23 protein-coding genes are annotated in these 26001 nt (G+C 63.9%); 12 read left to right on the forward strand and 11 right to left on the reverse strand.

Going from position 1 to position 26001, the window contains the following annotated elements; translation table 11 throughout:
* The first annotated feature begins 16 nt into the window (after window positions 1–16).
* From mprF to ACO1XS_RS04405, 6 genes are all read left to right on the forward strand, one after another.
* Entirely contained in the window at window positions 17–2611 is a 2595-nt protein-coding gene (gene mprF / locus ACO1XS_RS04380; RefSeq protein ID WP_331566468.1) for a bifunctional lysylphosphatidylglycerol flippase/synthetase MprF, read from the forward strand.
* Entirely contained in the window at window positions 2608–4041 is a 1434-nt protein-coding gene (locus ACO1XS_RS04385; protein WP_331566466.1) for a virulence factor family protein, read from the forward strand. The genes mprF and ACO1XS_RS04385 overlap by 4 nt, the downstream gene beginning before the upstream one ends.
* A 213-nt stretch (window positions 4042–4254) precedes the next feature.
* A complete protein-coding gene (locus ACO1XS_RS04390; RefSeq protein WP_486390082.1) occupies window positions 4255–4644 on the forward strand; it encodes a hypothetical protein in 390 nt (129 codons plus the stop codon).
* Window positions 4645–4717: 73 nt separating this feature from the next.
* On the forward strand, window positions 4718–5866 hold the full coding sequence (locus ACO1XS_RS04395) for a transporter substrate-binding domain-containing protein (protein WP_331566462.1): 1149 nt from the start codon (window positions 4718–4720) through the stop codon (window positions 5864–5866).
* Window positions 5863–6483: an ANTAR domain-containing response regulator gene (locus ACO1XS_RS04400; protein ID WP_331566460.1), complete on the forward strand. Its 621-nt coding sequence runs from the start codon at window positions 5863–5865 to the stop codon at window positions 6481–6483. The genes ACO1XS_RS04395 and ACO1XS_RS04400 overlap by 4 nt, the downstream gene beginning before the upstream one ends.
* 38 nt (window positions 6484–6521) lie before the next feature.
* The gene (locus ACO1XS_RS04405) at window positions 6522–6995 is read left to right on the forward strand and encodes a CreA family protein (RefSeq protein ID WP_414720151.1); all 474 of its coding nucleotides are present in this window, start codon (window positions 6522–6524) and stop codon (window positions 6993–6995) included.
* Between the two features lie 36 nt (window positions 6996–7031).
* Here ACO1XS_RS04405 and ACO1XS_RS04410 read toward each other — a convergent pair whose 3' ends face one another.
* Window positions 7032–7199 carry a hypothetical protein gene (locus ACO1XS_RS04410; RefSeq protein ID WP_331566456.1) on the reverse strand — a complete coding sequence of 56 codons (168 nt, stop codon included), beginning with the start codon at window positions 7197–7199 and terminating at the stop codon, window positions 7032–7034.
* A gap of 412 nt (window positions 7200–7611) precedes the next feature.
* Here ACO1XS_RS04410 and ACO1XS_RS04415 point away from each other — a divergent pair, with 412 nt between their 5' ends.
* On the forward strand, window positions 7612–9153 hold the full coding sequence (locus ACO1XS_RS04415) for a methyl-accepting chemotaxis protein (RefSeq protein WP_331566454.1): 1542 nt from the start codon (window positions 7612–7614) through the stop codon (window positions 9151–9153).
* Window positions 9154–9158: 5 nt separating this feature from the next.
* Here the strand turns inward: ACO1XS_RS04415 and ACO1XS_RS04420 are convergent, their stop codons facing one another.
* Window positions 9159–9416: a hypothetical protein gene (locus tag ACO1XS_RS04420; RefSeq protein ID WP_331566452.1), complete on the reverse strand. Its 258-nt coding sequence runs from the start codon at window positions 9414–9416 to the stop codon at window positions 9159–9161.
* A gap of 22 nt (window positions 9417–9438) precedes the next feature.
* The gene (locus tag ACO1XS_RS04425; protein ID WP_486390083.1) at window positions 9439–10341 is read right to left on the reverse strand and encodes a DMT family transporter; all 903 of its coding nucleotides are present in this window, start codon (window positions 10339–10341) and stop codon (window positions 9439–9441) included.
* Window positions 10342–10533: 192 nt separating this feature from the next.
* Between ACO1XS_RS04425 and ACO1XS_RS04430 the strand changes: the two genes are divergently transcribed.
* Window positions 10534–12090 carry a methyl-accepting chemotaxis protein gene (locus tag ACO1XS_RS04430; RefSeq protein ID WP_486390084.1) on the forward strand — a complete coding sequence of 519 codons (1557 nt, stop codon included), beginning with the start codon at window positions 10534–10536 and terminating at the stop codon, window positions 12088–12090.
* 98 nt (window positions 12091–12188) lie between these two features.
* Here ACO1XS_RS04430 and lhpI read toward each other — a convergent pair whose 3' ends face one another.
* Both lhpI and ACO1XS_RS04440 read right to left on the reverse strand, forming a co-directional pair.
* Entirely contained in the window at window positions 12189–13109 is a 921-nt protein-coding gene (lhpI, locus tag ACO1XS_RS04435) for a bifunctional Delta(1)-pyrroline-2-carboxylate/Delta(1)-piperideine-2-carboxylate reductase (RefSeq protein ID WP_486390085.1), read from the reverse strand.
* A 163-nt stretch (window positions 13110–13272) separates the two neighbouring features.
* Window positions 13273–14181 (reverse strand): LysR family transcriptional regulator, encoded by a 909-nt coding sequence (locus ACO1XS_RS04440; RefSeq protein WP_331566444.1) that lies wholly within the window; start codon window positions 14179–14181, stop codon window positions 13273–13275.
* A 100-nt stretch (window positions 14182–14281) separates the two neighbouring features.
* On the opposite strand from ACO1XS_RS04440, the gene ACO1XS_RS04445 reads away from it, so the two are divergent.
* Complete coding sequence (locus tag ACO1XS_RS04445; RefSeq protein WP_486390086.1) at window positions 14282–15310, forward strand: 2-oxoadipate dioxygenase/decarboxylase family protein; 1029 nt, start codon at window positions 14282–14284, stop codon at window positions 15308–15310.
* Between the two features lie 24 nt (window positions 15311–15334).
* Here ACO1XS_RS04445 and ACO1XS_RS04450 read toward each other — a convergent pair whose 3' ends face one another.
* Window positions 15335–15985 (reverse strand): helix-turn-helix domain-containing protein, encoded by a 651-nt coding sequence (locus ACO1XS_RS04450; protein WP_440560381.1) that lies wholly within the window; start codon window positions 15983–15985, stop codon window positions 15335–15337.
* Window positions 15986–16342: 357 nt separating this feature from the next.
* On the opposite strand from ACO1XS_RS04450, the gene amaB reads away from it, so the two are divergent.
* The 3 genes from amaB to ACO1XS_RS04465 all read left to right on the forward strand — a co-directional run bounded on the left by amaB (window position 16343) and on the right by ACO1XS_RS04465 (window position 20393).
* Entirely contained in the window at window positions 16343–17842 is a 1500-nt protein-coding gene (amaB, locus tag ACO1XS_RS04455; protein ID WP_331566438.1) for an L-piperidine-6-carboxylate dehydrogenase, read from the forward strand.
* 109 nt (window positions 17843–17951) lie between these two features.
* A complete protein-coding gene (locus ACO1XS_RS04460; protein ID WP_486390087.1) occupies window positions 17952–19124 on the forward strand; it encodes an NAD(P)/FAD-dependent oxidoreductase in 1173 nt (390 codons plus the stop codon).
* Window positions 19125–19187: 63 nt separating this feature from the next.
* A complete protein-coding gene (locus ACO1XS_RS04465) occupies window positions 19188–20393 on the forward strand; it encodes an aminotransferase-like domain-containing protein (protein ID WP_331566434.1) in 1206 nt (401 codons plus the stop codon).
* On the opposite strand, the gene ACO1XS_RS04470 is transcribed toward ACO1XS_RS04465, so the two are convergent.
* The 5 genes from ACO1XS_RS04470 to ACO1XS_RS04490 form a co-directional block, all read right to left on the reverse strand.
* Window positions 20388–21464, reverse strand: a complete 1077-nt coding sequence (locus tag ACO1XS_RS04470) for a DnaJ C-terminal domain-containing protein (RefSeq protein ID WP_486390088.1) — start codon at window positions 21462–21464, stop codon at window positions 20388–20390. The two genes, ACO1XS_RS04465 and ACO1XS_RS04470, sit on opposite strands and share 6 nt — an antisense overlap.
* 124 nt (window positions 21465–21588) lie before the next feature.
* Entirely contained in the window at window positions 21589–23025 is a 1437-nt protein-coding gene (locus ACO1XS_RS04475; protein WP_486390089.1) for a pyridoxal phosphate-dependent decarboxylase family protein, read from the reverse strand.
* A gap of 130 nt (window positions 23026–23155) precedes the next feature.
* Entirely contained in the window at window positions 23156–24190 is a 1035-nt protein-coding gene (locus tag ACO1XS_RS04480) for an XdhC family protein (protein WP_486390090.1), read from the reverse strand.
* Window positions 24163–24735, reverse strand: a complete 573-nt coding sequence (locus tag ACO1XS_RS04485) for an SRPBCC family protein (protein WP_331566426.1) — start codon at window positions 24733–24735, stop codon at window positions 24163–24165. Before ACO1XS_RS04485 ends, ACO1XS_RS04480 begins: the two co-directional genes overlap by 28 nt.
* Window positions 24726–26000 (reverse strand): vWA domain-containing protein, encoded by a 1275-nt coding sequence (locus tag ACO1XS_RS04490; RefSeq protein ID WP_414720146.1) that lies wholly within the window; start codon window positions 25998–26000, stop codon window positions 24726–24728. The genes ACO1XS_RS04485 and ACO1XS_RS04490 overlap by 10 nt, the downstream gene beginning before the upstream one ends.
* Between the last annotated feature and the right edge of the window lies 1 nt (window position 26001).

Consider the following 26001-nt stretch of genomic DNA (forward strand, 5'->3'; position numbering starts at 1 on the left):
CCGGTGTCCAGGAAATATGCAGCGACATGAGGGGGAGTACCGCCGAAAGGCGCTGACAGCGCTTCGCGGTACGTATCGACGCATCGATTACAAGCGGTTGGTGTCGCCCGCGCTCGCGCTGGGTATCTGCGTACTGCTGCTGGTGGCCATCCAGCACATGTCGCAAGGCATCAACTATCACTCCGTCAGCCGGCAGTTGTTCGCCATTGCTCCGGACAGGTGGCTGATCGCGCTCGGCGCCACGGCACTGAGCTTCGTCGCGCTCGTCGCGCGCGACGCCATCGGGCTGCGCCACGTCGCGGCCAAGGTGCCGCGCCCATTGCTCTGGGTGGGGGCAGCGACCGGGTCGGCGCTCGGCAATGCCGCGGGCTTCGGCGCCTTGACGGGCGGCGCGGTGCGTTGTCGCGTGTATGGTGCGGTGGGCGTCACGCCTGCCCAGGTGGGCCGCCTCACGGTGTTCACTGGCGTCTCGCTGGCCCTTGCACTGTTGCTGTCTAGCGCGCTGGGCGCGCTCTGGGATACGGCGCCGCTCGCGGCGATGATGCATGTGGGCCGCGCCAGCCTCGCGATCGGCAGCGCGCTCGTGCTGGCCCTGTTGGCGGTCATCGTCGCTTGCTGCGGGACTGCAACGCGACAACTGCGCACGCGCTGGCGGGCTCTGGCGTTCGACATCCCTTCGCGAGCCGATCTGATCTGGGAAATCGCGCTTGGGGTACTGGATGTGGTCGGCGCCGGCGCGGCGCTCTGGGTCTTTCTCCCGCAAACGGATGTAAGCTTCGTCAGCTTCCTGACCGTCTATTCGGCGGCGCTCCTGCTCGGCATGGTGGGCCATACGCCGGGCGGCGTCGGCATATTCGAGTCCGTCATGGTCTTCGCGCTGGGCGGGGACTTGAGCGCACCGTCGCTGGTGGCGGCTCTTCTCGCTTACCGCGTGGTTTATTTCGGGCTGCCGCTTCTGCTGTCGGCCGGCGTGCTGGCCGGCTTCGAAGGGCGTGCGCTTCGCCAGCGCCTGCCGCTACGGCGCGTCGCGGGTCTGGCGCAACTCGCGCCGCTTTTTTTGTGCCTCATTACATTTCTCGCGGGCTCGATGCTGATCGTTTCCGGCGCGACGCCGGCTTTCGGCCGCCGGCTCGCGATTCTTCGGCATCTGGTCCCGCTTTGGGCGCTCGAGAGTTCGCAACTGGTCAGCGCCGTGCTCGGCGTGCTATTGCTGTTCGTCGCTCGCGGGTTGCTGCGCCGACTGGATGCGGCCTGGTGGCTCACGCTGACGCTCGTGGCCGTCAGTCTCGTCCTTTCCGTCATCAAAGGGCTGGCCTTCGTCGAAGCCGGCATCCTCGCTTCGCTGGTCGTATTGCTGCTTTGTACGCGTCGCCGGTTCAGCCGGCGCTCGTCGCTTTTCGCGGAGCGTTTCACGCTTGGATGGGTCATGTCCGTGGCGATCGTGATCATGTGCGCCGCGTGGATCATGTTCTTCGCGTACCGCAACGTTCCCTACAGCAACGATCTCTGGTGGCAGTTCGCGTTCGACGAGCGCGCCTCGCGCTCGCTGCGCGCCATGCTGGCGGCCGGATTGTCCGCGGCGGCTTTCGCGCTGTGGCAACTGCTGCGTCCCGCCAAGGGGCGTTTCGTCCATCCGAGTTCGGAAGACCTGACCGATGCGGTTCAGATCATCCGCGGGCAAGAGCGCAGCGATGCAGGGCTCGCGATGATGGGGGACAAGAGTTTTCTTTTCTCGGGTTCGCGCCAGGCATTCCTGATGTATGCCAAGCACGGTCGCACGTGGGCGGCCCTGCACGATCCGGTGGGGCCCCGGTGCGAATGGGCCGAATTGATCAACAAATTCGTGGCGCTCGCGCATGCGCACGGCGGCCGCGCGGCGTTCTATCAGGTCCGCGCGGATTCGTTGCCGCTCTATCTGGATTCGGGCCTCACGCTGATGAAGCTCGGCGAGGAGGCTCGCGTGGGCCTCGATGCGTTCGATCTGAACGGGCCGAAGCGGGCGGCGTTGCGTTATTCGCTGCGCCGCGCGCAACGCGACGGCTGCACGACGGAAGTCGTCGATGCGCCGGATATCCCCGCTTACTTTGAAATACTGCGGGATATTTCCGATCGCTGGCTCGGCAGCCGGGCCGGCCGTGAAAAGAGTTTTTCGGTGGCCGCATTCAGCGAGGCCTACCTCGCCGCGCAATCCGTGATGCTGGTCCGTCAAAACGGCGTGCCGGTTGCATTCACGACCTTCATGACGACCGATCTGAATGTCGAGGCGACGGTGGGCGTGATGCGGCATCTGCCGGAAGCTTCGCCGTACGTCATGGACTATTTGTTCATCGAACTCGCGATGCATTTGAAAAGCGCGGGATATCGGTTCCTCAGCCTCGGCATGGCGCCGTTTTCCGGCGTCCAGCCGATGCCGCTCAGTTCGCCGCTTCATCGGCTCGGATCGATGGTCTGGAAATTCGGCGGGCGTTTCTATAATTTCCAGGGATTGCGCGCATTCAAAGGCAAATTCCAGCCAGGCTGGGAGCCGCGCTATCTCGCGGTCTCCGGCTGGATCGGCGCGCTTATGACCTTGGTCGATCTTTCAATTTTGGCGGGCGGTCGCCGTTCATGACAATTCGTTTGGCAGTACGAAAATTGGGTTCGCTCGCCATGGCGGCGGGCATGTTGATTTGCGGCGCGGCGCATGCCGAGCCTGCGCGTATTTCGGGCGGTCGCTACGGCGACGTTACGGTGGCGTGGCCTACGGGCGAGTTGCGCGGCTTCGTCGTGCTCTTCTCGGCCGGCAAGAGCTGGAAGCCGGCCGATCAGCAAGCCGCCGAGGCATTGGCGCATGAGGGGGCGCTGACCGTAGGCGTCGATACCGAGCGCTATACGGCCCGTCTCGCGGCGGACCCGAATCCTTGCCAGCAATTGGTCGGGGACGCGGAGGCGGTCAGTCATCAGCTCGAGCGGCAACTGAAGTCGAGCCGCTATTTCGCACCGATCGTCGCGGGGACCGGCGCGGGCGGCACGCTTGCTCTGCACGTGCTCGCCCAGGCGCCGGCGAATACGGTGGCGGGCGCCGTATCGATCGATCCGCACGGCACCTTGGACAAGCGGATCAAGCTTTGCCCTCCCGATCCGACGATCAGCCGCGGCAGCGTCTTGCCCGGTTTCGTGGAAACGGGCGTGACGAGCCCGGGCGGCATTGCCCCGATGCGCCAGGCCGAACGTTCGGCCGTCAAGGAAGGCGCCGATTCGCCCAGTTTTCGGAATCGGAAGGACGACAAGAGCCTGACCGCACCGGTCTTGACGCAGCCGCCGCATCTGTTTGCCGCGACCACGACGCGCAGCGAGCAATTCGTCACGCTGGTCCGCCCACATCTGCTTGCCGATACGGTCGGCGAACAGGACGTTTCGGATTTGCCGCTGATCGAATTGCCGTCGGCTCATCCGCGCGGGATGCTCGCGATCGTCATGTCGGGTGACGGCGGCTGGCGGGATCTGGACAAGAGCATTGCCGAGGAGTTCGCCAAGGATGGCGTCTCCGCGGTTGGCTGGGACAGCTTGCGTTATTTCTGGAGCGAGAGAACGCCGGAGCAGGTGAGCCGCGACCTCGCCCGCGTGATTCGTTTTTATTCGGCGCGGTGGCATATCAAATCCGTTGCGTTGATCGGCTACTCGTTCGGTGCCGACGTGATGCCGTTCGCCTACAATCGGCTACCGGCCCCGCTGCGCGAGAAAGTTGCGCTCGTCTCGCTGCTGGGCTTTGCGCCGACGGCCGATTTCCAGGTTCGGGTAACCGGTTGGCTCGGCTTGCCGCCGAGCGACAAGGCGTTGCAGGTGCGCCCGGAGGTGGATCGGCTCCCGGCAGGACTCGTCCAGTGTTTTTACGGCGAGACTGAGGAAGACAGTCTATGCCCAGCGCTTGCCGGCACGCGGGAAGTCATTCGCACGCAAGGAGGCCACCACTTCGGCGGCAGTTACGGCGAGATGGAAGATCAGATTCTCGCCGCCTGGGAAAAGCGCATGCCGGTGCAGGTCACGGGCGCCAAGCCCTGAGCCCGATGGGCGCGCGCAACGCGCGCCGTTTCGCCTTCGGCGAATGTCGTCCTGCTCGAACGAGACGCTCAAATAGCTTATATTGAGCGGGCTTGTTCGCAGGGAGTCGTCAGTCGGCCGCGACGTTCGTTTTCGTCTTATCGTGTGCCTCCTTTGCTTATCCATTCAACGCCGCGGTTTTCCGATACCGCCGGCCCACCAGGAGATCGTCTCATGGACGCACAGCAGCTCATTTCCGAGTTTCTTTCCTCCGAGCATGGGGCTCAGGCGGCTCAGGCATTGGCGTCGCAAGGCATTGGCGCCGACGATGCTCGGCGGATGCTGAGCCAGGCGGCGGAGACGGCGCATGCTCACGTCGAAGAGCAGGGCGGGGGCTTGCTCGGCCAAAGCCCGGGCAAAAGCTTTTTTGCCGCGTTTGCCGCAGGTATCGTGCGCGGCGACGGTGTTTTCAAATCGCTGATGGAAGGCGGCGAAGGCGTGCTCACCGGACGCGTCGCCGAGTCGATCGCGAACCGGATGGGCGTCGATCCATCCGTCGCATCGACGGTCGCAGCCGCCGCGACGCCCTATCTCGTCGCCTTCCTGAAGGAAAGGCTGGGCTGAGGCTCGCTATCGCGATCCCAGTGTGGACCGGGCCGCGCGGCGGGAGCGCGGCGCGCGCAACGAGGGGACTCAAATGACGCGGGACGACGAAGCGGCATGGCGCATAGGCATTCTGTATTCGCGTAGCGGCGTCACGGACGCAACCGAGTCGGAACATTTCTTCGGCACGGTACTCGCGATCGAAGAGATCAATGCCAGCGCAGGCGTGGCAGGGCGTCTGCTCGATCCGGTCGCATACGATCCCAAATGCGATGCCGACGAGTATCGCCGGCTCGCCACGCGCATGTTGCAGGAAGACGACGTGACCGTCATCTTCGGCTGCTCGACATCGTCGAGCCGCAAGGCCGTGCTGCCCGTGATCGAACGCAACAATGCGCTGCTCTGGTACTGCTCGATCTACGAGGGGTTCGAGTATTCCCCCAATGTGATCTATACCGGCGCCGTGCCCAACCAGAACAGCATGCAGTTGGCCGCATGGTTGTTGCGCAATCGGGGCCGCCGGTTTTTCCTGGTCGGCGCGGACTACATCTATCCGCGCGAATCGAACCGGATCATGCGCGATATCGTCGAGGAGCACGGCGGCGAAATCGTGGATGAAGTCTATTTGCCCAGCGACGCGGAGCCCGCGGCGCTCGAAACGGTGGTCGCCGAAATCGCTCGCATGCGGCCCGACGTCGTCTTTTCAACGCTGATCGGACGCGGCGCACGCGCGTTTTACAAGCTGTATCGCGACCACGGGCTCGATCCCGCCGAAATCCCCATTGCCAGCCTCACGATGACCGAAGGCGAGATACGCATGATCGGCCCGGCGTTGTGTGGCGGACATATCGTTTCCGCCACCTATGTCAATTCATTGGACAATCCGGGCAATCGGCGCTTTGTGCAAGCGTGGCGGGCTCGGTTTGGCGACCAGCCGGCCAGCATGTGGTCGGAGATGGCATATAACCAGGTGCACCTGTTTGCGCTTGCATTGGCGCGTGCGCAGAGTCTCGACACGTCGAAACTCGTCGATGCGGTGCATGAAGTCGAGTTCGACTCTCCCGAAGGTCTGCTGCGGATCGATGCGGGCAACAATCATGCGATGCTGACGCCACGTGTTGCCGTGTGCAAGCCGGACGGGACCTTCGATGTGGTCTGGGAGGGGCGCGAGCCGGTCAAGCCCGACCCCTATCTGACCACGTACGGATTCGCCGAATTCTGGCTGGACGGAGATTCAGCATGAGCGCCACCGCGCGACGTCTGTTCGACGATCTGCGCTCGCTTCGGGTCGCGGTCATCCATCCGCCCGGAGACGACCGAAGCATCCTCGAGGAGCAACTGCGCCGGATCGGCTGTCCGGTGCGCATCGTGTGGCCGTTCCCGCCGCAGTTGCCCGCGGACGCGGACGTCATCCTGTTTTTGGTTGGACCGGAGCTTCGCAGCGCGGGCAACTGGTGTGCGGCCGATACCGCGGCGACGCTGATTGCGCTGTCCGACTACGAAAACCCCACGGCATTGAAAATGCTGGTCGATACACAGGCGCACGGCGTGATTGCCAAACCGTACCGTTCGACGGGCATTCTCAGCACGCTCGTGCTCGCGCGTGCATCGTCAGGCTATCAGCAGCGTTTGCAGAACAAGATCGGCAAGCTCGAGGAGGCGATCAAGTCTCGGCGCCATGTCGAAAAGGCCATTCGTACGCTGATGGACGCGCATCGCCTCAGCGAAAACGAAGCGTATGAGCATATTCGCTCGCGCGCGACGGAATTGCGCGTGACCGTCGGAGAGGTCGCGACGATGGTGATCGATGCGCACGAAGCGATGGAAAAGCTCGGGCTGGGTAAGCCCGGGAAACGATGACAGACATTCGAAGCAAGCTATTCGCGATGAACATTCAAATGCGCCGCCACATTGCTGCGGTCTGGTGGCTCGCCACTGCCCTAGCGGCCTCGCACGCGTTCGCGGAAGAAATCGGCAGTGTCAATACGAACTTCCGATTGCCGAAATCGGACCGCGTGGTGGTCGAGGCTTACGACGATCCGGCCGTGCCCGGTGTGACCTGCTACGTCTCGCGTGCGAGAACGGGCGGCCTCAAGGGGGCCTTCGGCGTAGCCGAGGACCCGACCGAAGCATCGATCGCTTGCCGGCAAGTCGGCCCGATCCGTTTTCAAGGCACGGTGCGCCAGCAAGAAGATGTCTTTACCGAGCGGATGTCGCTGATTTTCAAAACCTTGCACGTGGTGCGAATCGTCGACGCCAAACGCAACGCGCTCGTCTATATGACGTATAGCGACCGCGTGGCGTCGGGGAGCGCAAAAAACAGCGTGAGCGCGGTGCCGCTTCCCCCGGGAACACAGATTCCGCTCAAGTAGAGGTTCCGATCCGTCGATCGCGTCCGCGTACCCGCGTCAACGAATCCGGAAGACGCCGCCGATACCGACGCTGACGGGGGGCGGGGCGTAGTACGCCGGCGCATAGGTGTAATAGCCTGGCGCCGGTCCATAGGCGTAGGGCGGTGCGACCACGCAGCCGCCAAGGCCGACTGCGAGCGCAAGTGTAAGAAGAAGCTTTGGCATCGTATTGTTCTCGTCGAGTGTCAAAGGGTGCCGCCAGAAATTCGCGATGCAATGATTTGAAGGGCGTCTCAATTGAGGCGACGAGCCGAGTCTAATGCGCAACATTCCGGAATGGGTTTCGCGCAGCTTTACACGTGTTACCGGTTGTGACTGCTGCAGTTCAACGGGGGGCGACTGCGGGCTTTGCCACGGCGCTGCGCGACGCCTGCCGGCGGGCGCAGCGGACCATTAGCATAACTAAATAATATTTATCGGTATTAACTTATCGTTCCTGAAAATTAGGCTTATCGGGTTTATTCCATCTCAAGTCCAGGGCAAATGTGCCGATAACGATTGCAGGCGGCATGCTCCGTTATTCGTAATACGGATGCTTCGAATTCCGCTCCGGCACCGCTCCAAAAACAGGGACGAAATGAACTCCAAACTCACGATCAAGGGACGCATCGCTTTGGCGATGGGCTCGCTCGGTGTGTTGCTGATCGCTGTCAGTATCTTGGGCTTGATCGGCATGAGCCGCGCAACGGACGCGACGTATGCGGTCTTTTCGGACAACCTGCCCAGCGCGGTCGCGACGGGCAACGCCGCGGCATTCGTTTTGCGCGAGCGCGTCGTACTGGATCGCGCCGCGTTGACACCGGATGCGCCCGACGTGCAAGCCACGTTCGATCGTGCCAGACGGTATCGCGATGTTTCGAATCAATGGTGGAACAGATATCTCGCACTCCCTCGCGATGGCGAAGAGGACCAGCTTGCCGGCAAGGTTACGGCGACCCGTCAGCAGATGTACGAGGCGATCGATCGTGTCATCGACGCGATCAAGGGAAAGGATGCGAGCGAGATCCGCGCGAAGACGTCGGCTCTGACTGCGCCTTATGTGGCGCTCGGCGCGGCAACCGATGCGTTGACGGATCTTCAGGAGCGCAAGGCGAAAGCGCGCTATGACGGCGCCAGCAGCCAGTACCGGCTGTTTCGTGCGCTCGCGATCGGTATGTTGCTGATCGGTGCCGGCGCAGCGGTGCTTGCCTGGGTGTCTTTACGCCGCGCCATCGGCCGGCCGCTCGACGTGGCGCGCGCACACCTGAGGGCAATAGCCGAGGGCGATCTGAGCCGTGCCGTACCCGTCACGAGCCGCGACGAGATGGGCCAGATTCTCGAAGGGCTCGCGCGCATGCGCGACGCATTGCGCGACACCGTGCGTTCGGTTCGAGACGGCAGCGAATCGATCGCACAGGCCACGCAGCAGATCGCCGCCGGAAATCTGGATCTGTCCGCGCGCACCGAGGAGCAGGCCGCGTCGCTGCAGCAGACCGCGGCCGGCATGGAGGAATTGACCGGGACGGTCCGTCAGAACGCCGATAATGCGGGGCACGGCAGCAAGGTGGCCGAGGATGCCACGACGGTCGCCCATCGCGGCAGCGAAGTGTTCACGCGCGTGGTCGGGACGATGGGCGAGATCAGCGATAGTTCATCGAAGATCGCCGACATCATCGGCATCATCGAAGGCATCGCTTTCCAGACGAACATTCTGGCGCTCAATGCCGCCGTCGAAGCCGCGCGTGCCGGCGAACAGGGACGCGGTTTCGCCGTGGTGGCCGGTGAAGTCCGCGCGTTGGCGCAGCGATCGTCGGGTGCCGCCAAGGAGATCAAGCAACTGATCGACACATCCGTATCGCGCGTGCAAGCCGGTGCGTCCTACGTCAACGAGGCGAGTACCGCCATGCACGAGATCATGGGCTCCGTCGCACAAGTCCGGGAAATCATGACGGGGATTGCATCGGCATCGTCCGAGCAGCGTGTCGGTATCGACCAGATCGCGCTGGCCGTGACGCAGATGGATACCGTCACTCAGCAAAACGCCGCGCTCGTGGAGCAGGCGGCCGCGGCCGCACAGTCGCTCGACCAGCAGGCCATGAAGCTGAAAGAAGCCGTCGCGATTTTCAAGCTCGACGCCTAGCGGTCTCAGCCCACATCGTCGTCCGCTTCCTTGCGCTCGCGCCGCGCTTCATTGCCGCGGCGAGCCCGCAGACGCTGGCGCGAAAGCACATGGATGACTTCCCCGGGGCTGGCGCCCGGGGGTATTTCGTTCCGGATCACATTGGGCAGCATGGGGCGCCCCGCGCGATGTCTGCGCAGCGCGCGCGCAATGGCTTTACGGCAGTCTTCCCCGTGGCAATCCCATTCGTCCCGGATTTTTCCGCAGTATTGACACTTTTCCATAGCGAACAGTCTAGCGGCAATCTCACGAGATGTCCGCGCGCGTGGCCAGATAGACGCCCAGGGCCGCAAGCGCCATGCCGAACCACGCGCGCACCGCGATGGGCTCGTGCAGTGCCACGAGCGCGATAGCGGCGGTGGCGGGCGGCACGAGAAAGAACAGCGCCGAGACGCGCGAAGCTTCGCCGTAGCGCACCATCGCCAGCAGCAGATAAATGGCGACGAGCGAATTGCAGATGACGAGATAAGTCAGCGAGCCGAGCAATTCGATTGTCCACTGCACGTGCATCGGCTCGAGAAAAAACGCGAGCGGTGCGCTGATGGCCAAGCCGACCGCGTATTGCACGAGGCTCGCGGAAACCGGATGCGTCGTCGTGCCGAAACGTTTTTCCCATAACGTGCTGCCGGTGATCGTCAGCAAGGCGAGCACCGCGAAGATCAGCGCCCATGTCGATGAGATATGGATGGACGATTGAGCGGTAATGACGATGACGGCACCTGCCACCCCGAGCGCCAGTCCGAGCCACCGTTTTCGACCGACATGCTCGCCTGCCATCGCGGGTGCGAGCAAACCGATGAGGATCGGCTGCTGCGAGGTGATCAGCGCGACGGCGCCGGCGGACATGCCGTATTTGAGGCTGAGATAGGTGAAGGCAAAGTAGCCGGCCTGCAGCAGCAGACCGGTCATCGCGAGATGAAGCCACGTTATCGGCCGCGAGGGAAATCCGGGCTTGAGCAACAGCGCGAGCGCAACGAGAATGCCGACGACGATGGCATAGCGCAGTGCCAGAAACGTCAGCGGGTCGGCGTAGCGCAGCCCGAGCTTCAAGAACACGAATCCGCTGGACCAGAGCAGCAAAAAAAGCGACGGTGCAGCTTTGAGCCAGCGCGGCCGGACGGCGGTGACGGGTTCGGTGGTATGCGACATCGCGTGTCTGTCTTTCGATTCGAAAGGAGCGGTCCGTTTTACCACATCGCACGGATTTGCGAGTCCAGGCGCGCGTGCCCTCCGGCGCGTGCAGTCGCGTTTTCCCGATCTCAAGAAACGATTCACGCTGCCGTAAAAAACGTCGATAGGAGGTGAAATCCTTTCGCCGGTCCGATAGCAATAGAGGAAAAAGTGAATCGTCTCAGCCTGAACGCCAAATTGTGGCTAGCCTTGGTCGTAACGTGGCTCGGCCTGTTGTTCCTGGGCGGCTGGGCCGCCATGCAAACGCGTGACATCATGCTTACCGAACGTAAGGCGGCTATTCGCAACGTGGTCGAGGCTGCCAGTGGCATCGTCGCCGAGTATGCGAAGCTGGCCGACAACCATACGCTCACCGAGGAGCAGGCCAAACACGAGGCGATGGCGCGTTTGTCCGAGATGCGTTATCCGGGCTTCGGATACCTGATGATCGCGAATGCGAAGCCCGTCGTGCTCATGCACCCGACGCTCGCCGATTTGCGCAACAAGGATGTCAGCAACTACGCCGATTCGAACGGCAAGCTGCTGTTCGTCGAGATGGTGAAGGTGGCGCAGGCGAACGGGCAGGGCTTCGTTCCCTATATGGCGCGTCTGCCGGGCAAGACCGACCGCGTGCCGAAAATCAGCTACGTCAAGCGCTTTGCACTGTGGGATTGGTATTTGATGTCCGGGCTTTATATCGACGACATCGATACGGCGTTCCATGCCGATCTGCTTCGCTATTTCATCGCAGTCCTGATTATCGGAGCGCTCGGCTCAGGCGCGCTCGTTACGATCATTCGCAACGTCAAACGCAGCCTGGGCGGCGAGCCGGCCTATGCGGCCTCGGTCGCACAGGTCATTGCCGAAGGCGACCTTTCGCATCGTGTCGTCGTCGATTCGGGAGACGGCAACAGCATGCTGCTCGCGATGCAGCGCATGCAACAGCACCTCGCGCAGGCGATCCGGCGCATCCGCGGCAGCACGAAGACGATCGAAGAGGCCGTGCAGCAGATTGCCTCCGGCAACCTCGACCTTTCGTCGCGCACGGAACAGCAGGCGGCATCGCTCGGCGAAACGGCCGCGAGCATGGAAGAGCTGACCGCGACGGTCAAACAAAATGCCGACAACGCGCGGCAGGCGAACCAGATGGCGACGGACACCTCGCGCATCGCAAACGAAGGCGGCGACGCGGTTCAGCAGGTGGTGGCGACGATGCAGAACATCGCCGACAGCTCGACGCGCGTGGTGGACATCATCGCCGTCATCGAGAGCATCGCGTTCCAGACGAATATTCTCGCGCTGAACGCGGCTGTCGAAGCGGCGCGCGCGGGCGAGCAAGGCCGGGGCTTTGCAGTGGTCGCCTCGGAGGTGCGGAATCTGGCACGCCGCAGCGCCGATGCGGCGAAGGAAATCAAGTCGCTCATCGAGGATTCGGTGAGCCGCGTGGAGGACGGCAAGTCGCTCGTCGCGGTGGCCGGCACGAAAATGGAGTCGCTCGTGCAGTCGGTCAAGCACGTGAGCGAGATCATTCGCGAGATTTCCTCGGCCTCCGAGGAGCAAAGCCGCGGTATCGAACAGGTCAATATCGCTATCGCACAGATGGACCAGACTACGCAGCAGAATGCGGCGATGGTCGAAGAGGCGGCTGCGGCGGCCCAGTCGATGCAGGAGCAGGCTCGCACGCTCGCCGATGTCGTCGACGTTTTCCGGCTGCCCGCGGAGGTTTGAACGTCACTGGGCGGCCGCGACGACAGGTCGAGAGCCGCCGCGCCGTTACGTGTACGGGCTGTCGTGCTGTCGTGCTTAACCTGTACGGTGCTGCGCAATCAATTGGACCGCCCCGCGATGGCGGCGCGCGCGACGCGGCATGCGGCGAGATCCCAGGCACCGCTGCCCACGGTTTTCAGCAACATCGGGGTATTGGCGGGTGCGCGCGCGGAGATTGCCGCGCCGATCGGCTGCACCGAGGACCAATCGATACCCGCTTGCAGCAGATCGCCGGCTTCTTCGCGTGCGGCCGCGAAATCGTCGACGAAGACGCGGCTCGCGCGAACGGTGTCGGGACCGATCTCCGCGGCGTCGGGCGTGAATGCGCCCACGGCTACGATCAGCCGGTCCGCGCGCGCAGGCTCGTTGTAAACGGGCGTTTTGCTCGTCGTCGCGGTCACGACGACGTCGATGTCATCGGCGATCGTTCCATTCGTCGGCAACACACGGATGCCTTCGTGGCCCGTCTCGTCGCAAAAGCGCTGTTCCGATGCGAGGGCCTTGCCCGCGACGAAGATCGTCGCGCTCGGATATAACCGCGCAATGGCCGCGGCATGATGGCGTGCCTGTTGTCCCGTCCCGATGACGAGGAATCCGCGCGGCGCGCGCGGATAGAGATACTTCACGCCGAGCATCGACAACGCGGCGGTTCGGCGTCCCGTTACCGTCGGCCCGTCGAGGATGAACTCCGGCGCACCGGTCACCCCGTCGCAAACAGTCACGGTGCCGAAGATGGTCGGCATGTTGCGCGCGGCGTTGCCAGGGCACACGCTGACGAGTTTATGGATGGCCACGTCGCTGGCGGCGGCGGGCATCGAAAGCAGCACGCCGTTGTCGGCCAAGGGTACGGCGGTGCGTACCGGCGAGCGAATCGCGCCCGCTTCGAGCTCATGCGCCGCATGGCTCAGCGCTTCGGTGAGCGAGGCGAAATCGAGGAGGCGGGCCGTGGCCGCGGCATCGAAGGTGGGAAGCGTCGACATGATGGGATCGGCAGACCGAATGTTCAAGGGCGGACGGGGTGCGCGTGCGTTTCGCCGATGCTATCTGAAAATGTTTCTGATTGGAAACGTATTTTGAAGGCGCCGATGGCCGCGCTAGATGCGATGCCGAGGCCGGCTTCATGAAACCGCCCGAGTCAGCCACTCATCTCACCGGCGAACCGTCATAGGCGCTGGCCTCGTCCAGGAGCCAGGCGCGAAACTGCTCGAGTGGCTTGCCGTGGCTCAACTCGGTCGGGTAGACGAGGTAATAGGCGGCCTCGGCAACGGAAGTCGCCTCGAACGGGATGACGACGCCGAGCTGCTCGAGCCGCCCTTCGACGAAGAACTTCGGCACGAGTGCGATGCCGAGTTCGGCTGCCGCCGCACTGAGGAGCATCGTATGGAGCTCGTAGCGCACGCCTTGCATCGCCCGGTTGTCGTCGACGCCGAGCTCGGAGAACCAGCGAGACCAGGCATCGGGCCGCGTCGTCGAATGCAGTAGCGGGTAGGCCAGCAACGCGCGGACGTCCTCGACGGGTTCGGGGATCAGAGCCGGCGAGCATACCGGTACCACCTCTTCGCCGAAAAGGTAATCGGACGATGTGCCGGGCCACGTGGGCTGTCCGTAATGGATCGCAGCATCGAAATGCGACTCCTCGAACGAGAAGGCATCGGTGCGCACGCCCATGTTGACGCGAATGTCGGGGCTGCGCGCGTAGAAGTCTTTCATGCGCGGAATGAGCCATTGCGAGGCAAATGTCGGCAACACGGCCAGCTCGAGCGAGCCGCCGCCGCTGCCGTGCGCGATGATCGACAAGGTGTCGCGATCGAGATATTCGAGGATGCGGCGCACTTGTGTGCCGTAAAGCTTGCCGGCTCGCGTCAGGACGACGCGTTGCTTCGAGCGCACGAAAAGGCGCACGCCGAGGTTCGATTCGAGCGACGCGATTTGCCGCGACACCGCACTTTCCGTCAGAAACAGCTCGCGGGCGGCGTGCGTGAAGCTCTCGTGGCGAGCCGCCGCCTCGAACGCGAGCAGCGCACTCATGTTAGGAATCCTGAACTTTCGCACGATCATTCCAAAAACGCATCAAGTCCCGATTTTATCTCGCTTTACGCTAGCGGGAATCGTTTCGATAATGCGCGCGGTGAAGATCCAACGAGAAAGAGCGATGCGTAACGCGAATGTCGAGCTGCTGCTGTCGAACCTGTTGGGCCGGGAAAAAGCCGATGCGCTTTTCTCGACGCTGAATTTCCCGTCGATCCTCGCCGACTGGGAGGCCGGGACCGTGACGCGGGCGGAGCTGGCGCAGGCCATGAACATGGCGCTGTTCGAAGACTTGCTCGCGCGCTCGCCGAACGGGCGGGCCTATACGCAGGAGACGGTTGCGCACGGCGGCTCCGTCTATTTCGATCATGGTGCGCTGCGTACTGTGCGCTGGACGCAGACTGGCGTTTTGCCGCCGGGCGAAGCGGCCTTCACGCGCATCTTGCGTCCGCTCGGGTTCCGGCTCAACGGCCGTTATCCGCTCGATAGGCTCGGCATGACAGGGCGCGCGTATGCGCACGAGGACGCCCCCGACGAAATCGCCCAATTCTTCGTGAGCGAGCTGCATCCCGAACGTTTCTCGACGGCATTCCAGCAAGCGGTGACGAACGTCGTCGGCACGTCGAAGGACCCGTTGACGCCGCGCTCGCTGGCACAGCTCTGGGAGCTCGAGCGCGATGGCGCGCTTCCGATCGATGCGGCGCAAGCGCTGCTCCCCGTCATCGTCGGCGCATTCGCGCGCCATCACGATGTGCCGAGCGAAGCGGATTACGAAACGCTCTTGAGCGAATCGGCCGAAATGGCGTGGATTGCGACGGAAGGCAATGCGTTCAATCATGCGACGGATCGCGTTGCCGATGTCTTCGCCTTGTCAGAAAGCGAAAAAGCCAAGGGCCGGCCGATGAAGCCCGAGGTCGAGCGTTCCCGGTCGGGGCGTGTCTTTCAGACCGCGTACCGCGCCGATATCGTGACGCGGACGTTCAAGGCGGCTGACGGCGCGCTCGTCACGCGAGACGTTCCGGGTTCGTTTTACGAATTCATCACGCGCAAGCGCGAATTCGATCAGGCCACGCGTAGCTGGGTGACGGATCTGCGCTTCGATGCCGGCAATGCGCAAGGGATCTTCAAGATGACGGCGCATGCCGCCGCGTAATGTCCGGATGGCGGGTGCCGGCGCTCAGGCGGGTCTGGCGCTGCCACCGTTGGCAAGCGGCCTCGCTTCGCTGTCGTAGGGCGCGTAGCCTTCGTCGATGATCCAGAGGACTTCGGCGTCCTCGTCGCTCGTCGATACAGCGGCGTGGCCCATGCGGCTGTCGAAATAGATGCTGTCGCCCGCTTCGAGATGCGTTGGGGCGTACAGCTCGGAATACAAGCAAACGCTGCCGCTCAGCACGAAAAGAAACTCCTCGCCTTCGTGCCGTCCCCATTCCGTGAATGCGTCGAGCGAGTGCGCCGTGATCCGGATGCGAAACGGATGCATGGCCTTTTTTGCCAGTTCGGTGGCGAGCAATTCCATTTCGTAACAGCCGGCCGCGTGCGGTTGTCCCGCGCCTTTGCGCGTGACCGCGCGCCGGCCGCCGACGTTCGGTTTCGACGCGGAGCCGAACAGTTCGCTCAAGTCGATCTTGAGGCCGTGAACGATCTTTTGGAGGACGTCGAACGTCGGAGACATCACCCCGTTTTCGATCTTGGACAGCGTCGAGCGCGATACGCCGCATACGCGGCTTGCCGTTTCGAGCGTGTAACCGTGGAAGAGCCGCGCGGCTCTGACGCGCTTGCCGAGCTCCGAAGGCGCCTGCTCGGCCGGCTTCAAGATGGTCCTGTCCATGCGGGGGGGATTGGGTGGTACGGTCTATCGGTCCTGCGAGTTTCGCATCATAACATCGGCTCGCCGCCGCGTCGGGCCGCGGCGAGACGCCGCCGCTCGCGCGCGGATTCATCCGCGTGTGATGAGCAACGCGCATCACGTGTTGCGCAGATATCGTTTGCCAGTCGTTTAAAGGCTGAACACAATCGCGGCACGCGTTTTCGATCGCGGCTACGGCCAGTGCAATCGGGTCGGTGGTGGTGGTCACGCCGCGCTGGCATCCGCGCGCAATCGGCGTGGTTGCCGCACCTGTCGCGGGCGTGTATAGTTTCCTAACGTCCCAAAATTTCCTATCGGAAACAATCGAGGTACTTCCCGATGAACGCATCGACCATTCTGTCCGAGCTCGGTATTTCGCATCTTGCGGAAAGCGGCGACATCGCCGTTCGCTCGCCTATCGACGGCGCACTGATCGGTCGTGTGCCGAGCCATACTGCCGCCGACATCGACGCCGCACTGGCGAAGGCGCAGGCTGCCTTCGTGGCCTGGCGCGACGTACCCGCGCCGCGGCGCGGCGAACTGGTGCGATTGCTCGGCAACAAGCTGCGCGAGCGCAAGCAGGCGCTCGGCAGCCTCATCACGCTGGAGACGGGCAAGATCCTGCAGGAAGGGCTGGGCGAAGTGCAGGAGATGATCGATATTTGCGATTTCGCGGTCGGCCTATCGCGTCAGCTCTACGGTCTGACGATTGCATCGGAGCGCCCCGGCCATCGAATGGGGGAAAGCTGGCATCCGATGGGCGTGTGTACGGTCATTTCGGCGTTCAATTTCCCGGCGGCGGTGTGGTCCTGGAATGCGGCGCTCGCACTGGTATGCGGCAATGCCGTGATCTGGAAGCCTTCCGAAAAAACGCCGCTCACCGCGTTGGCGGTGGATAGCATCCTGCAAGAGGCGCTGCAAGCGTTCGGCACGGCGCCGGCCGGCTTGACGTGCCTCATCAACGGCGGTCGCGAAGTGGGCGCGCAGCTCGTGGGCGATCCGCGTTCGAACATCGTCAGTGCCACGGGTAGTACTGAAATGGGACGTGCTGTCGGCGTCGACGTGGCGCGCCGCTTTGGTCGTTCGCTGCTCGAACTCGGGGGCAATAACGCGGGCATCGTCTCGAACACCGCGGACCGGGAGCTCGCGCTGCGAGGCATCCTGTTTTCGGCGGTCGGCACGGCCGGCCAACGTTGCACGTCGCTGCGGCGTTTGTTCGTCCATGAAAGCGTGTACGACGAGACGGTCGAGCGTTTGAAGGCGCTTTACGGGAAGGTCGCGATCGGTAATCCGTTGCAGCAGGGCGTGCTGATGGGCCCGCTCATCGACGCGCAATCGTTCGAGCGCATGCAGGCTGCCCTCGAAGCGGCGAAGCGCGACGGCGGCAAGGTATTCGGCGGGGAGCGCCATACGGTGGCCGGTTGCGAGCAGGGCTTCTACGTGCGGCCGGCAATCGTCGAGATGCCGGCGCAGACCGGCATCGTGCTCAAAGAGACGTTCGCTCCGATCCTTTACGTCATGAAGTATCGCGACTTCGGCGAGGCAATTGCAGCGAACAATGCGGCGTCGCACGGCTTGTCGTCGTGCGTCTTCACGACCGATCTGCGCGAGAGCGAACGGTTCCTGTCGGCATCGGGCAGCGATTGCGGTATCGCGAACGTCAATATCGGCCCGAGTGGCGCGGAAATTGGCGGTGCCTTCGGCGGTGAAAAAGAAACGGGCGGTGGGCGCGAGTCGGGTTCCGATGCATGGAAGGCCTATATGCGCCGTGCAACCAATACGGTCAACTACTCGTCGGCATTGCCGCTCGCGCAGGGCATCGATTTTTCGATCGAATGATGCGGTGGCCGGGCGCTTGCCTTGCCAAAGGCACGTGCCCGGCTCGCCAATCGACGCGCCGCCGTTCGGTGTGCGCGTTTTTCCGACGCAATCCAAGGCGGGGCAACGCGTGAGCTCTCAAGTCGTTATCGTGGGCGGTGGCGTGATCGGCAGTTCGATCGCCTATTTTTTACGGGCATCCGATCCGACGGTTCCGGTCACCGTCATCGAGCGTGATCCGACCTACGCGAAATCGTCATCGGCGCTTTCGGCCGCGTCGATCCGGCAGCAGTTTTCAACGCCGTTATCGGTGCAAATGTCGCTGTACGGTATCGAGTTTCTACGCAATATCGGCGAGCTGCTGGAAGTCGACGGGACGAAGCCGTCGATCGATCTGCATGAGGGCGGCTATCTCTTTCTCGCGACGCCCGCCGGTGCTCCGACGTTACGTGAGAATCATGCCCTGCAAACGCGTCTCGGTGCCGATATCCATTGGCTCGATCGAGAAAAGCTGCAGGCGAAATTTCCCTGGCTGAACATCGAGGATCTCGAGGCGGGTGCCTTCGGCGCCAGCGGCGAAGGGTGGTTCGACGGGTACGGTCTCGTGCAGGCGCTGCGCAAGAAAGCGCAATCGCTCGGCGCGCGCTATGTTGCGGCCGAGGTCGGCGCCATCGCGCGAGCCGGACGCCGCGTCACCCACGTCGAGACGACCGACGGCGAGCGCTATCCGTGCGACATGCTCGTCAATGCGGCCGGGGCATGGGCGCGAAAGCTATCGGCGATGATGGGCATCGAGATTCCCGTCTTCGCGCGCCGGCGCAGCATTTTCAACGTATCGTCGCCGGCGCGCCTTTCGCCGTGCCCGTTGTTGATCGACCCGAGCGGGGTCTATTTCCGCCCGGAAGGCAAGACGTATATCTGTGGAACGTCGCCGAGCGCCGATAACGATCCGGACGATCTGCCGCTCGATGAAGTCGACCATGCCTTGTTCGACGACGTCATCTGGCCCACGCTGGCGCACCGCGTGCCGGAGTTCGAAGCGCTGCGAGTGGAGAACTGCTGGTCCGGCTATTACGAATACAACGTCTTCGATCACAACGCGATCATTGGCTTTCACCCCGATATCGACAATTGCATCTTCGCCAACGGCTATAGCGGCCATGGTCTGCAGCAAGGGCCGGCGACGGGGCGCGGTGTGAGCGAGCTGATCCTGGACGGCAAATATACGTCGCTCGATCTATCGCCGCTGGATTGGAGCCGCGTTATCGAGAACCGGCCTATCGTCGAGAAAAACGTCGTTTAGGCCTCGGCGCTATCGAATCCGATACCCGCCATAACGAAGCGAATGCCGAAGCCAGAGGGCACCATGTACCGATTCACCGAGCCGTTTGCTCATCCGTCCGGCTCGCCGATTCGAGAGCTGTTCAAATACGTCGGCCAGCCGGGCATGATTTCGTTCGCGGGCGGTTATCCGGCTGCCGATCTATTCGATGTCGAAGGACTGAACGCGGCTCAAACTCGTGCGTTCGAGTCGCCGGTTCGCTGCCTGCAGTATGGCCCGACGGATGGCCTGCCCGAGCTGAAGCAGGAAATCCTCGCGCTGATGGCGCGGCGCGGCGTGACATGCTCCGCCGATGAATTGCTGGTCACGACAGGATCGCAGCAAGGCTTCGATTTGCTGCTGCGCGTGCTCGTCGGTCCGGGCGACGTCGTGGCGACCGAGCAGCCGGCCTATCCTGCCGTCCTGCAAGCGCTGCGGCTTCAGCAGGCAAAGATCGTGACGGTGCCGATCGACGATGAAGGGATCGACGTGGCGAAACTGGCCGAGATGCTCGCAGCGGGCACGCTCGATCGGCCGAAACTGCTGTACACGGTGCCGACGTTCGCCAATCCTTCCGGCGCGATGCTCACGCGCGCACGCCGCATCGCGCTGCTCGAACTTGCCGTTCGTTATGGCTTCCTGATCGTCGAAGACGACCCGTACGGCGATTTGCGCTTCAAGGGCAGTGCGCTGCCATCGATCCTGGCGCTGGCGAAAGAAGTCGAGGGAGCGCTTCCGTGGGTCGTGCACTTTGGGAGCTTGTCGAAGATCGTCGCACCGGGCTTGCGCGTCGGCTGGACGATCGCGCCTGCCGAGATCGCCCGCCGCTGCGTCGTCGCGAAACAGACCGTCGATCTTTGCAGCTCGCCGTGGACCCAGGCGATCGCCGCGCAGTATCTGGCCGCGGGCTCGCTCGAGCGGCATTTGCCGCGCATTACCGCGATGTACGGTTGCAAGTGCGGTGCGCTATGCGACGCGCTCGAGGCGGAGTTCGGCTCGGCGATCGCGTTCCATCGTCCGCAGGGCGGGATGTTCGTCTGGGCCCGCATCGAGGGCATCGATTCATCGGCACTGCTCACGAACGCGATCGAACGGAAGGTCGTATTCGTGCCGGGCAAAGCGTTCTTTGCGGACGATGTCGACATCCATTCGCTCAGGCTGTCATTCGCGGCGCCAGGGATCGACGATATTCGCGAAGGCGTGCGCCGGCTCAAAGCGGCTTTCGACGACGGGGTGCAGCGGCGTCTATAGCGATGTGCCGCCTGCTCGCTGCGCGGCCAGCGCGAACAGTTCCCGAAAGCGGCGCCGTTCCTCCTCGCTCAGATGCGATGCCGCCTCGGGCATGACCAGGACGATGCGCAGCCTCAATTCGCCCCGGTTGCCCGAGGCGTCCGAGAGACCCTGCGCCGGCAGGCGGATCGTGCTGCCATGCCGGGCATTCGCTGGAATTGCGATGTCCAGATCGCGGCCCAGTACTTTGGCTGTGAGCGGACCGCCCAGCGTCGCGGTGACGAAATCGACTTCGAGTTCGCCGCTCAGATGCAGCCCTTCCCGCTGAAAATCGGGCCCACAGACGATGACGACCGTAAACGTCGCATCGCCGGGTTGTCCGCCGTGCATGCCCGCAAACCCGCCGCCGGGCACGACGATGCGCTGGCCGTCCCATGCGCCGCGCGGCACGTTCACCGGCTGCGATTTCGTTTGATATTCGACGCCCTTGCTTTGGCATGTCGCGCACCAGTGCGCGCTTTTCATACGCCCTTCGCCGCCGCATGCGGTACACGAGGCACCGTCGTAACCGGTGCCGTAGCCGGCACAGTTCGAACAGGGCAGCACCGTTGCGCGTGCGCTCGCGCCCCGGCATTGCCGGCACGTTTCGCTGACCTGGTAACTGGCGAGCACTTCGCCGCCGTTCAATGCCACGTCGAGCGGCACGTGCAACTGAGTATGCCGGTTTGCGCCACGCACGGGCATCGGGCCGCCGCTCGCCCCGTAGTGCTTCGACCAGGCGCCGGCCCCGCCCGCTCCTGCGCCGCGGTCGGCGTCGCCAGTCGAGGCGCGTGCTGGCCGCATGTCGGTCCTGCGTGTGCCGGCGGCGGGAGCCGGCTGCGCGCGCACGGGCGCCTGCCGCTGCCCCGTGAGGATTTCGAAGGCCTCCTGCACCTTTTTGAATAGCGATTCGGCGGCCGATTCCTCGCCCTTGTTGCGATCGGGGTGGTACTGCGCTCTCAGGCGGCGATAGGCTCGCTTGATCTCCGCCGCCGATGCGGCGCTCGGCAAGCCCAATCGTTCGTAGTACTCATCGAGGCTCACGGGTTCCACCCCAACTCTGCATTTCGCAAAGCCGCCAGTTTATCGCGTCCGGTTTCGGGTTCGGAAAACGGCGCATCGCCTGCGCTCGCGTCCGTGCGCCGGTCGAATCGCTCTTATCTCGGCAAACTTTCAATTATTGCTCGATCCGCGCGGCACGCATGGTGCGTAGCACTTCGGTCACGGCGGCAATGGTGCGCGCCACGGCACTTGCATCGGTCTGCCAATTGCATACCGAAATGCGCATGCACCGTTTCCCGCGCCAAGTCGTGTTGCTGAAAAGCGCCTCACCGGTTCGAAGCACTGCCTCGGTGACGGCGTCGGTCCATGCGTCATGGTCCCTTTCGGTTGCATCGGGCCGTGGGTCGATGAAGCGGACCAGGCCTTGATTGATGCGCGGCGCCCAGACGAGCTCCACACCCGGCTGTGCCGCTATGCCGACGGCCAATGCGTGCGCCGCCTCGCAACAGCGCTCGACCAGCGCCGCCACGCCTTCGCGGCCGAACTCGCGCAGCGCCGCATAGGTGGCAAACCCGCGGCCCCGCCGCGACCAGACGGGCGTCCAATCCTTCTGTTCGCGAACTGCTTCGTTGTACGAAACATAGCTTGCGTAATGCGACATCGCCGCTCGGTGCGCGTCGGCGTGGGCGACGAACGCAAAGCCGCTGTCGTAGGGCACGTTGAGCCACTTATGCCCATCGGTCGCCCAGGAATCGGCGTGCTCGACGCCGGTCAACAACGACTGGTAGCGTTCGCTCGCATTCGCCCATAGCCCGAAAGCCCCGTCGACATGGACCCATGCGCCGTGGCGATGCGCAAGCGGAATCAGTTCGGAGAACGAATCGTAGGCGCCGATGTTGAGATCTCCCGCCTGCAGCAGGACGATCGTCGGCGTGTCAGGCTCGGCGCGCAGCGCTTCGTCGAGCGTGGCCATTTCCAGTTGACCCATTCGATTCGATGGCAGTGCCTGCACGCATGCAGTGCCCATGCCGAGCAGCCGCACGGCCTGAGTGACGCTGCCGTGGAATTGATCGCTGCTGAGTATCCGGATGCGCGGCGCACCGAAGAGCCCGTCGCGCTCGACCTGCCAGCCCCGTTGTTCGAGCAGGGCATGGCGCGCGGCCGCGAGTGCCGTGACGTGGGCAGTCTGGCAACCGCTCGTGAGCGCGAAGCTTGCATGGGACGGCAGGCCGAGCAGTTCCTTGAGCCATGCGCCGCAGACTTCCTCGACGACTGCCTCGGCCGGTGCGCACGCGAACGACGCGGCATTTTGATCCCATGCGCTCGTGAGCCAATCCGCGCCGAGCGAAGCAGGCACGGCGCCGCCGATCACCCAGCCGAAGAAGCGGCCGCCCGCGCTTGCGACGATGCCGCCCTCCGTATCGGCCACGAGCTCGTCGATGACGCGCTCGGCCGGTATCGGTGCACGGTTGAGCGGCTTGGCGAGCCGGCTTCGTAATGTTTCAAGCGTGGCGGTAGCGGCGACCGGCCCGTCTTCGAGATTCCCGAGGTACGAGAGCGCATGATGCAGCGCGCGTTCGAGTGCAGGGCGGAACGGAGAACGTTCGCTCATGACAAATAGTGTCCTTGGTCTTTAGATGGACGTGCGTAACCGATGCAAACGGGATGCGAACGGCGCTGCGGCAGCGCTTCAGGTCGATGCCCTGCGTCGGCCGCGTTGGCCGCGGTAACGCGCTGAAGCGCTAACTCCGGCTGGCAGCATCGCAAGCCGGATGTTCGCTGCCGGCCCGCTCTCGCGCCGCTTTCGCGCCTTCGACCTGCAGCAGCGTGGGCAACGATACACCGTTCTTGGCGGCCGTTACTTCAGCGAGAATTGAAATGGCGATCTCGGGCGGCGTGCGGCTGCCGATATAAATGCCGACCGGCCCATGCAGCCGCGCGAGTTGCGCGTCGCCAAGATCGAACTCCTTGAGCCGCTCGCGCCGTGCCGCATTGTTTCGACGGGAGCCGAGCGCGCCGACGTAGAAGGCCGGCGTTTTCAGCGCTTCCATCAACGCGAGATCGTCGAGCTTCGGGTCGTGCGTCAGCGCGATCACGGCACAGCGTTCGTCGAGCTTCATGTCCATAACGGTATCGTCCGGCATCGTATGGACGACCGTCGTGCCTGGGATATTCCATTCCTCGGTGTATTCCTCGCGCGGATCGCAAACCGTCACTTGATAGTCCAGGCCCACCGCAATGCTGCAAAGATAACGCGATAGCTGCCCGGCTCCGATGACGAGCATGCGATAGCGCGGGCCATGGATCGTCGATAACGTGTCGCCGTCGAACTGCACGCCGTCGGTTGCCTGCGCGGGCGCGAGCGTGGCCGCGCCCGTTTTCATATCGAGCGTTCGCGCGACGAGCCGGCCGGCTTCGACCGCGCGGTAGAGTTCGTCGATGCCGCTTGCCTTCGTCAGCGGTTCGAGCACAAGTTCGATCGTGCCGCCGCAAGGCAAGCCGAAGCGATGGGCTTCCTCCGCCGTGATGCCGTACTTCACGGCCTCGGGGCTGCTGCCGCCTATGCCGTGGCGGCGCACGCGGTCGATCAGATCGTCTTCGATGCAGCCGCCCGATACGGAACCGGCCACGAGGCCGTCGTCCCGCACGGCGAGCATCGCGCCTTGCGGGCGTGGGGACGACCCCCACGTCTTGACCACTGTGACGAGCAATACGCGATGCCCTTCGTCGAGCCAGCGCGCGCTCGATTTCAGGACTTCGAGATCCACGCTTTCCATGATTTGTGTCCTTTGCCAGCGGGTGCCTCGTCGGCTGCTTCGCCAGGCTGCGCCGACGCTTCGCTTTCATCAGTGCTTGCGGCGCCTGCTCCTGCTCCTGCCTCACCCGTCATCTGTGCCGTAAAGCGCTTGAAGAATTCTCCCGCGACCTTGCGCGCGGCCCCGTCGACGAGCCGCGAGCCGATCTGCGCGAGCTTGCCGCCCACCTGGGCGTGCGCTGTATACGATAACTTGGTCGACGATTCCCCGTCGGCTTCGAGCGTGACCGCGGCGCTGCCTTTCGCGAAACCGGCGACGCCGCCCTGACCTTCGAATACGACGGTATAGCTGTTCGGCGGGTCGAGGTCGGTCAACGACATGCGTCCCTTGAAATGCGCCTTCACGGGTCCCACGGCGGCGAGCATGGAGACGATATAGGCATTCTCGCCGTCGGCCTCGATGCTTTCGCAGCCGGGAATGATCGTCCGGAGCACCGCCGTGTCGCGCAGCGCTTCCCATGCGTGCTCGCGCGAGACGGGCAGGATGTATTGCTCGGTCAGTTCCATTGCGGCACTCCTTGGTTCGGCGAAACGGGCATCGGGTGGCGGGGCACGCGCGCGAGATGCTCGAAGTCGTGCGCGAGCGCATCGAGGCTCTCGAGGTTGTGGACGGGGCGATGCGCGTCGACGTGCGGCAGGATCGCGCGCACGCCGCGCGCTCGCGCGGAGAACCCGGCGTAGCGCAGCAGCGGATTGAGCCATACGATGCGGTAGGCGTTGCGAGCCAGGCGCGCCATCTCGGCATCGAGCAGTTCGATCGCTTCATGATCGAGGCCATCGGTCACGAGCAACACCGTCGCGCGCCCACCGAGGACGCGCCTGGCCCATTGCCGATTGAATTGCGCCAGTGCCGCGCCGATCCGCGTGCCGCCGGCCCAGTCCTCGACGCGCCCGGCAAGCGCGGCGATAGCCGCATCGGGATCGCGCTCGCGCAGCGCGCGCGTCGCATGCGTGAGGCGTGTGCCGAACACGAAGACCTGCAGTCTCTCGCGCGATTGCAGCAGCGCATGGCAGTAATAGAGCACGGCACGAGAGTAGTTGGCCATCGAGCCGGAAATATCGAGCAGCAGGACGAGCGGGGGTTTGCGTTCGCGCACGGCGCGGTACTTCCAGACGAGCCAGTCTCCGCCGACGCGCACGGCTTGGCGCGCGCTGGCGCGAACGTCGGCATGGACGCCGTGCGAGGCTGCCCGCAGCCGGCGAGTCGGTTCGGTCGCGAACGACATGCGGCGGTTGCGGATCGCGTGCTGCAACGCGCGCCATTCGTCGGCGGTCAACGTATCGAAATCGCGGTGACGCAGGCGCTCTTCGGCGCTGAACGTTGCGTGCGCATTCAGTTCGCGCTGCTGCGGTTCGCTGGCGGCGGGCTGGTCCGACCGAGACGTACGGGCCGCGAGCGCATCCGCCAAGCGGTTGCTGCGCATCGGGGGTGGCATACCGGCCCGCGCTTTGGGCAGTAACAGGGCGCGCAGCTTCCCCGCCCAGTCGGGATCGCGCCAGAACAGATCGAAGGCGGTATCGAAGAATGCCCGCTCATCGGCCGAGTGCGTGAGAATCGCGGCCAGCGCGTCATGCACGTCGTCGCGCCTTCCGATCTCGATCAGCTGCAGCGCGTCCAATACATCGATTGAATGAGCGGGCGACATCGCCAAGCCTGCCGCACGCAGCAGCCGCACGAAATGGACGACGTTGCGCGCGAACATCGGCAGTTCCGGGCCCGAAGCGGGCGACGCGGGCGACGCGGGCGATAGTGGCGAGCGGGGTGAGGCCATC

The organism is Trinickia sp. (genome assembly GCF_057351765.1).

Excerpts from the sequence above, each read along its gene's own strand:
- mprF (WP_331566468.1), top strand. The coding sequence starts at position 17 with ATGCAGCGACATGAGGGGGAGTACCGCCGAAAGGCGCTGACAGCGCTT.
- ACO1XS_RS04385 (WP_331566466.1), top strand. The coding sequence starts at position 2,608 with ATGACAATTCGTTTGGCAGTACGAAAATTGGGTTCGCTCGCCATGGCG.
- ACO1XS_RS04390 (WP_486390082.1), top strand. The coding sequence starts at position 4,255 with ATGGACGCACAGCAGCTCATTTCCGAGTTTCTTTCCTCCGAGCATGGG.
- ACO1XS_RS04395 (WP_331566462.1), top strand. The coding sequence starts at position 4,718 with ATGACGCGGGACGACGAAGCGGCATGGCGCATAGGCATTCTGTATTCG.
- ACO1XS_RS04400 (WP_331566460.1), top strand. The coding sequence starts at position 5,863 with ATGAGCGCCACCGCGCGACGTCTGTTCGACGATCTGCGCTCGCTTCGG.
- ACO1XS_RS04405 (WP_414720151.1), top strand. The coding sequence starts at position 6,522 with ATGCGCCGCCACATTGCTGCGGTCTGGTGGCTCGCCACTGCCCTAGCG.
- ACO1XS_RS04410 (WP_331566456.1), bottom strand. The coding sequence starts at position 7,199 with ATGCCAAAGCTTCTTCTTACACTTGCGCTCGCAGTCGGCCTTGGCGGC.
- ACO1XS_RS04415 (WP_331566454.1), top strand. The coding sequence starts at position 7,612 with ATGAACTCCAAACTCACGATCAAGGGACGCATCGCTTTGGCGATGGGC.
- ACO1XS_RS04420 (WP_331566452.1), bottom strand. The coding sequence starts at position 9,416 with ATGGAAAAGTGTCAATACTGCGGAAAAATCCGGGACGAATGGGATTGC.
- ACO1XS_RS04425 (WP_486390083.1), bottom strand. The coding sequence starts at position 10,341 with ATGTCGCATACCACCGAACCCGTCACCGCCGTCCGGCCGCGCTGGCTC.
- lhpI (WP_486390085.1), bottom strand. The coding sequence starts at position 13,109 with ATGTCGACGCTTCCCACCTTCGATGCCGCGGCCACGGCCCGCCTCCTC.
- ACO1XS_RS04445 (WP_486390086.1), top strand. The coding sequence starts at position 14,282 with ATGCGTAACGCGAATGTCGAGCTGCTGCTGTCGAACCTGTTGGGCCGG.
- ACO1XS_RS04450 (WP_440560381.1), bottom strand. The coding sequence starts at position 15,985 with ATGGACAGGACCATCTTGAAGCCGGCCGAGCAGGCGCCTTCGGAGCTC.
- amaB (WP_331566438.1), top strand. The coding sequence starts at position 16,343 with ATGAACGCATCGACCATTCTGTCCGAGCTCGGTATTTCGCATCTTGCG.
- ACO1XS_RS04465 (WP_331566434.1), top strand. The coding sequence starts at position 19,188 with ATGTACCGATTCACCGAGCCGTTTGCTCATCCGTCCGGCTCGCCGATT.
- ACO1XS_RS04475 (WP_486390089.1), bottom strand. The coding sequence starts at position 23,025 with ATGAGCGAACGTTCTCCGTTCCGCCCTGCACTCGAACGCGCGCTGCAT.
- ACO1XS_RS04480 (WP_486390090.1), bottom strand. The coding sequence starts at position 24,190 with ATGGAAAGCGTGGATCTCGAAGTCCTGAAATCGAGCGCGCGCTGGCTC.
- ACO1XS_RS04485 (WP_331566426.1), bottom strand. The coding sequence starts at position 24,735 with ATGGAACTGACCGAGCAATACATCCTGCCCGTCTCGCGCGAGCACGCA.
- ACO1XS_RS04490 (WP_414720146.1), bottom strand. The coding sequence starts at position 26,000 with ATGGCCTCACCCCGCTCGCCACTATCGCCCGCGTCGCCCGCGTCGCCC.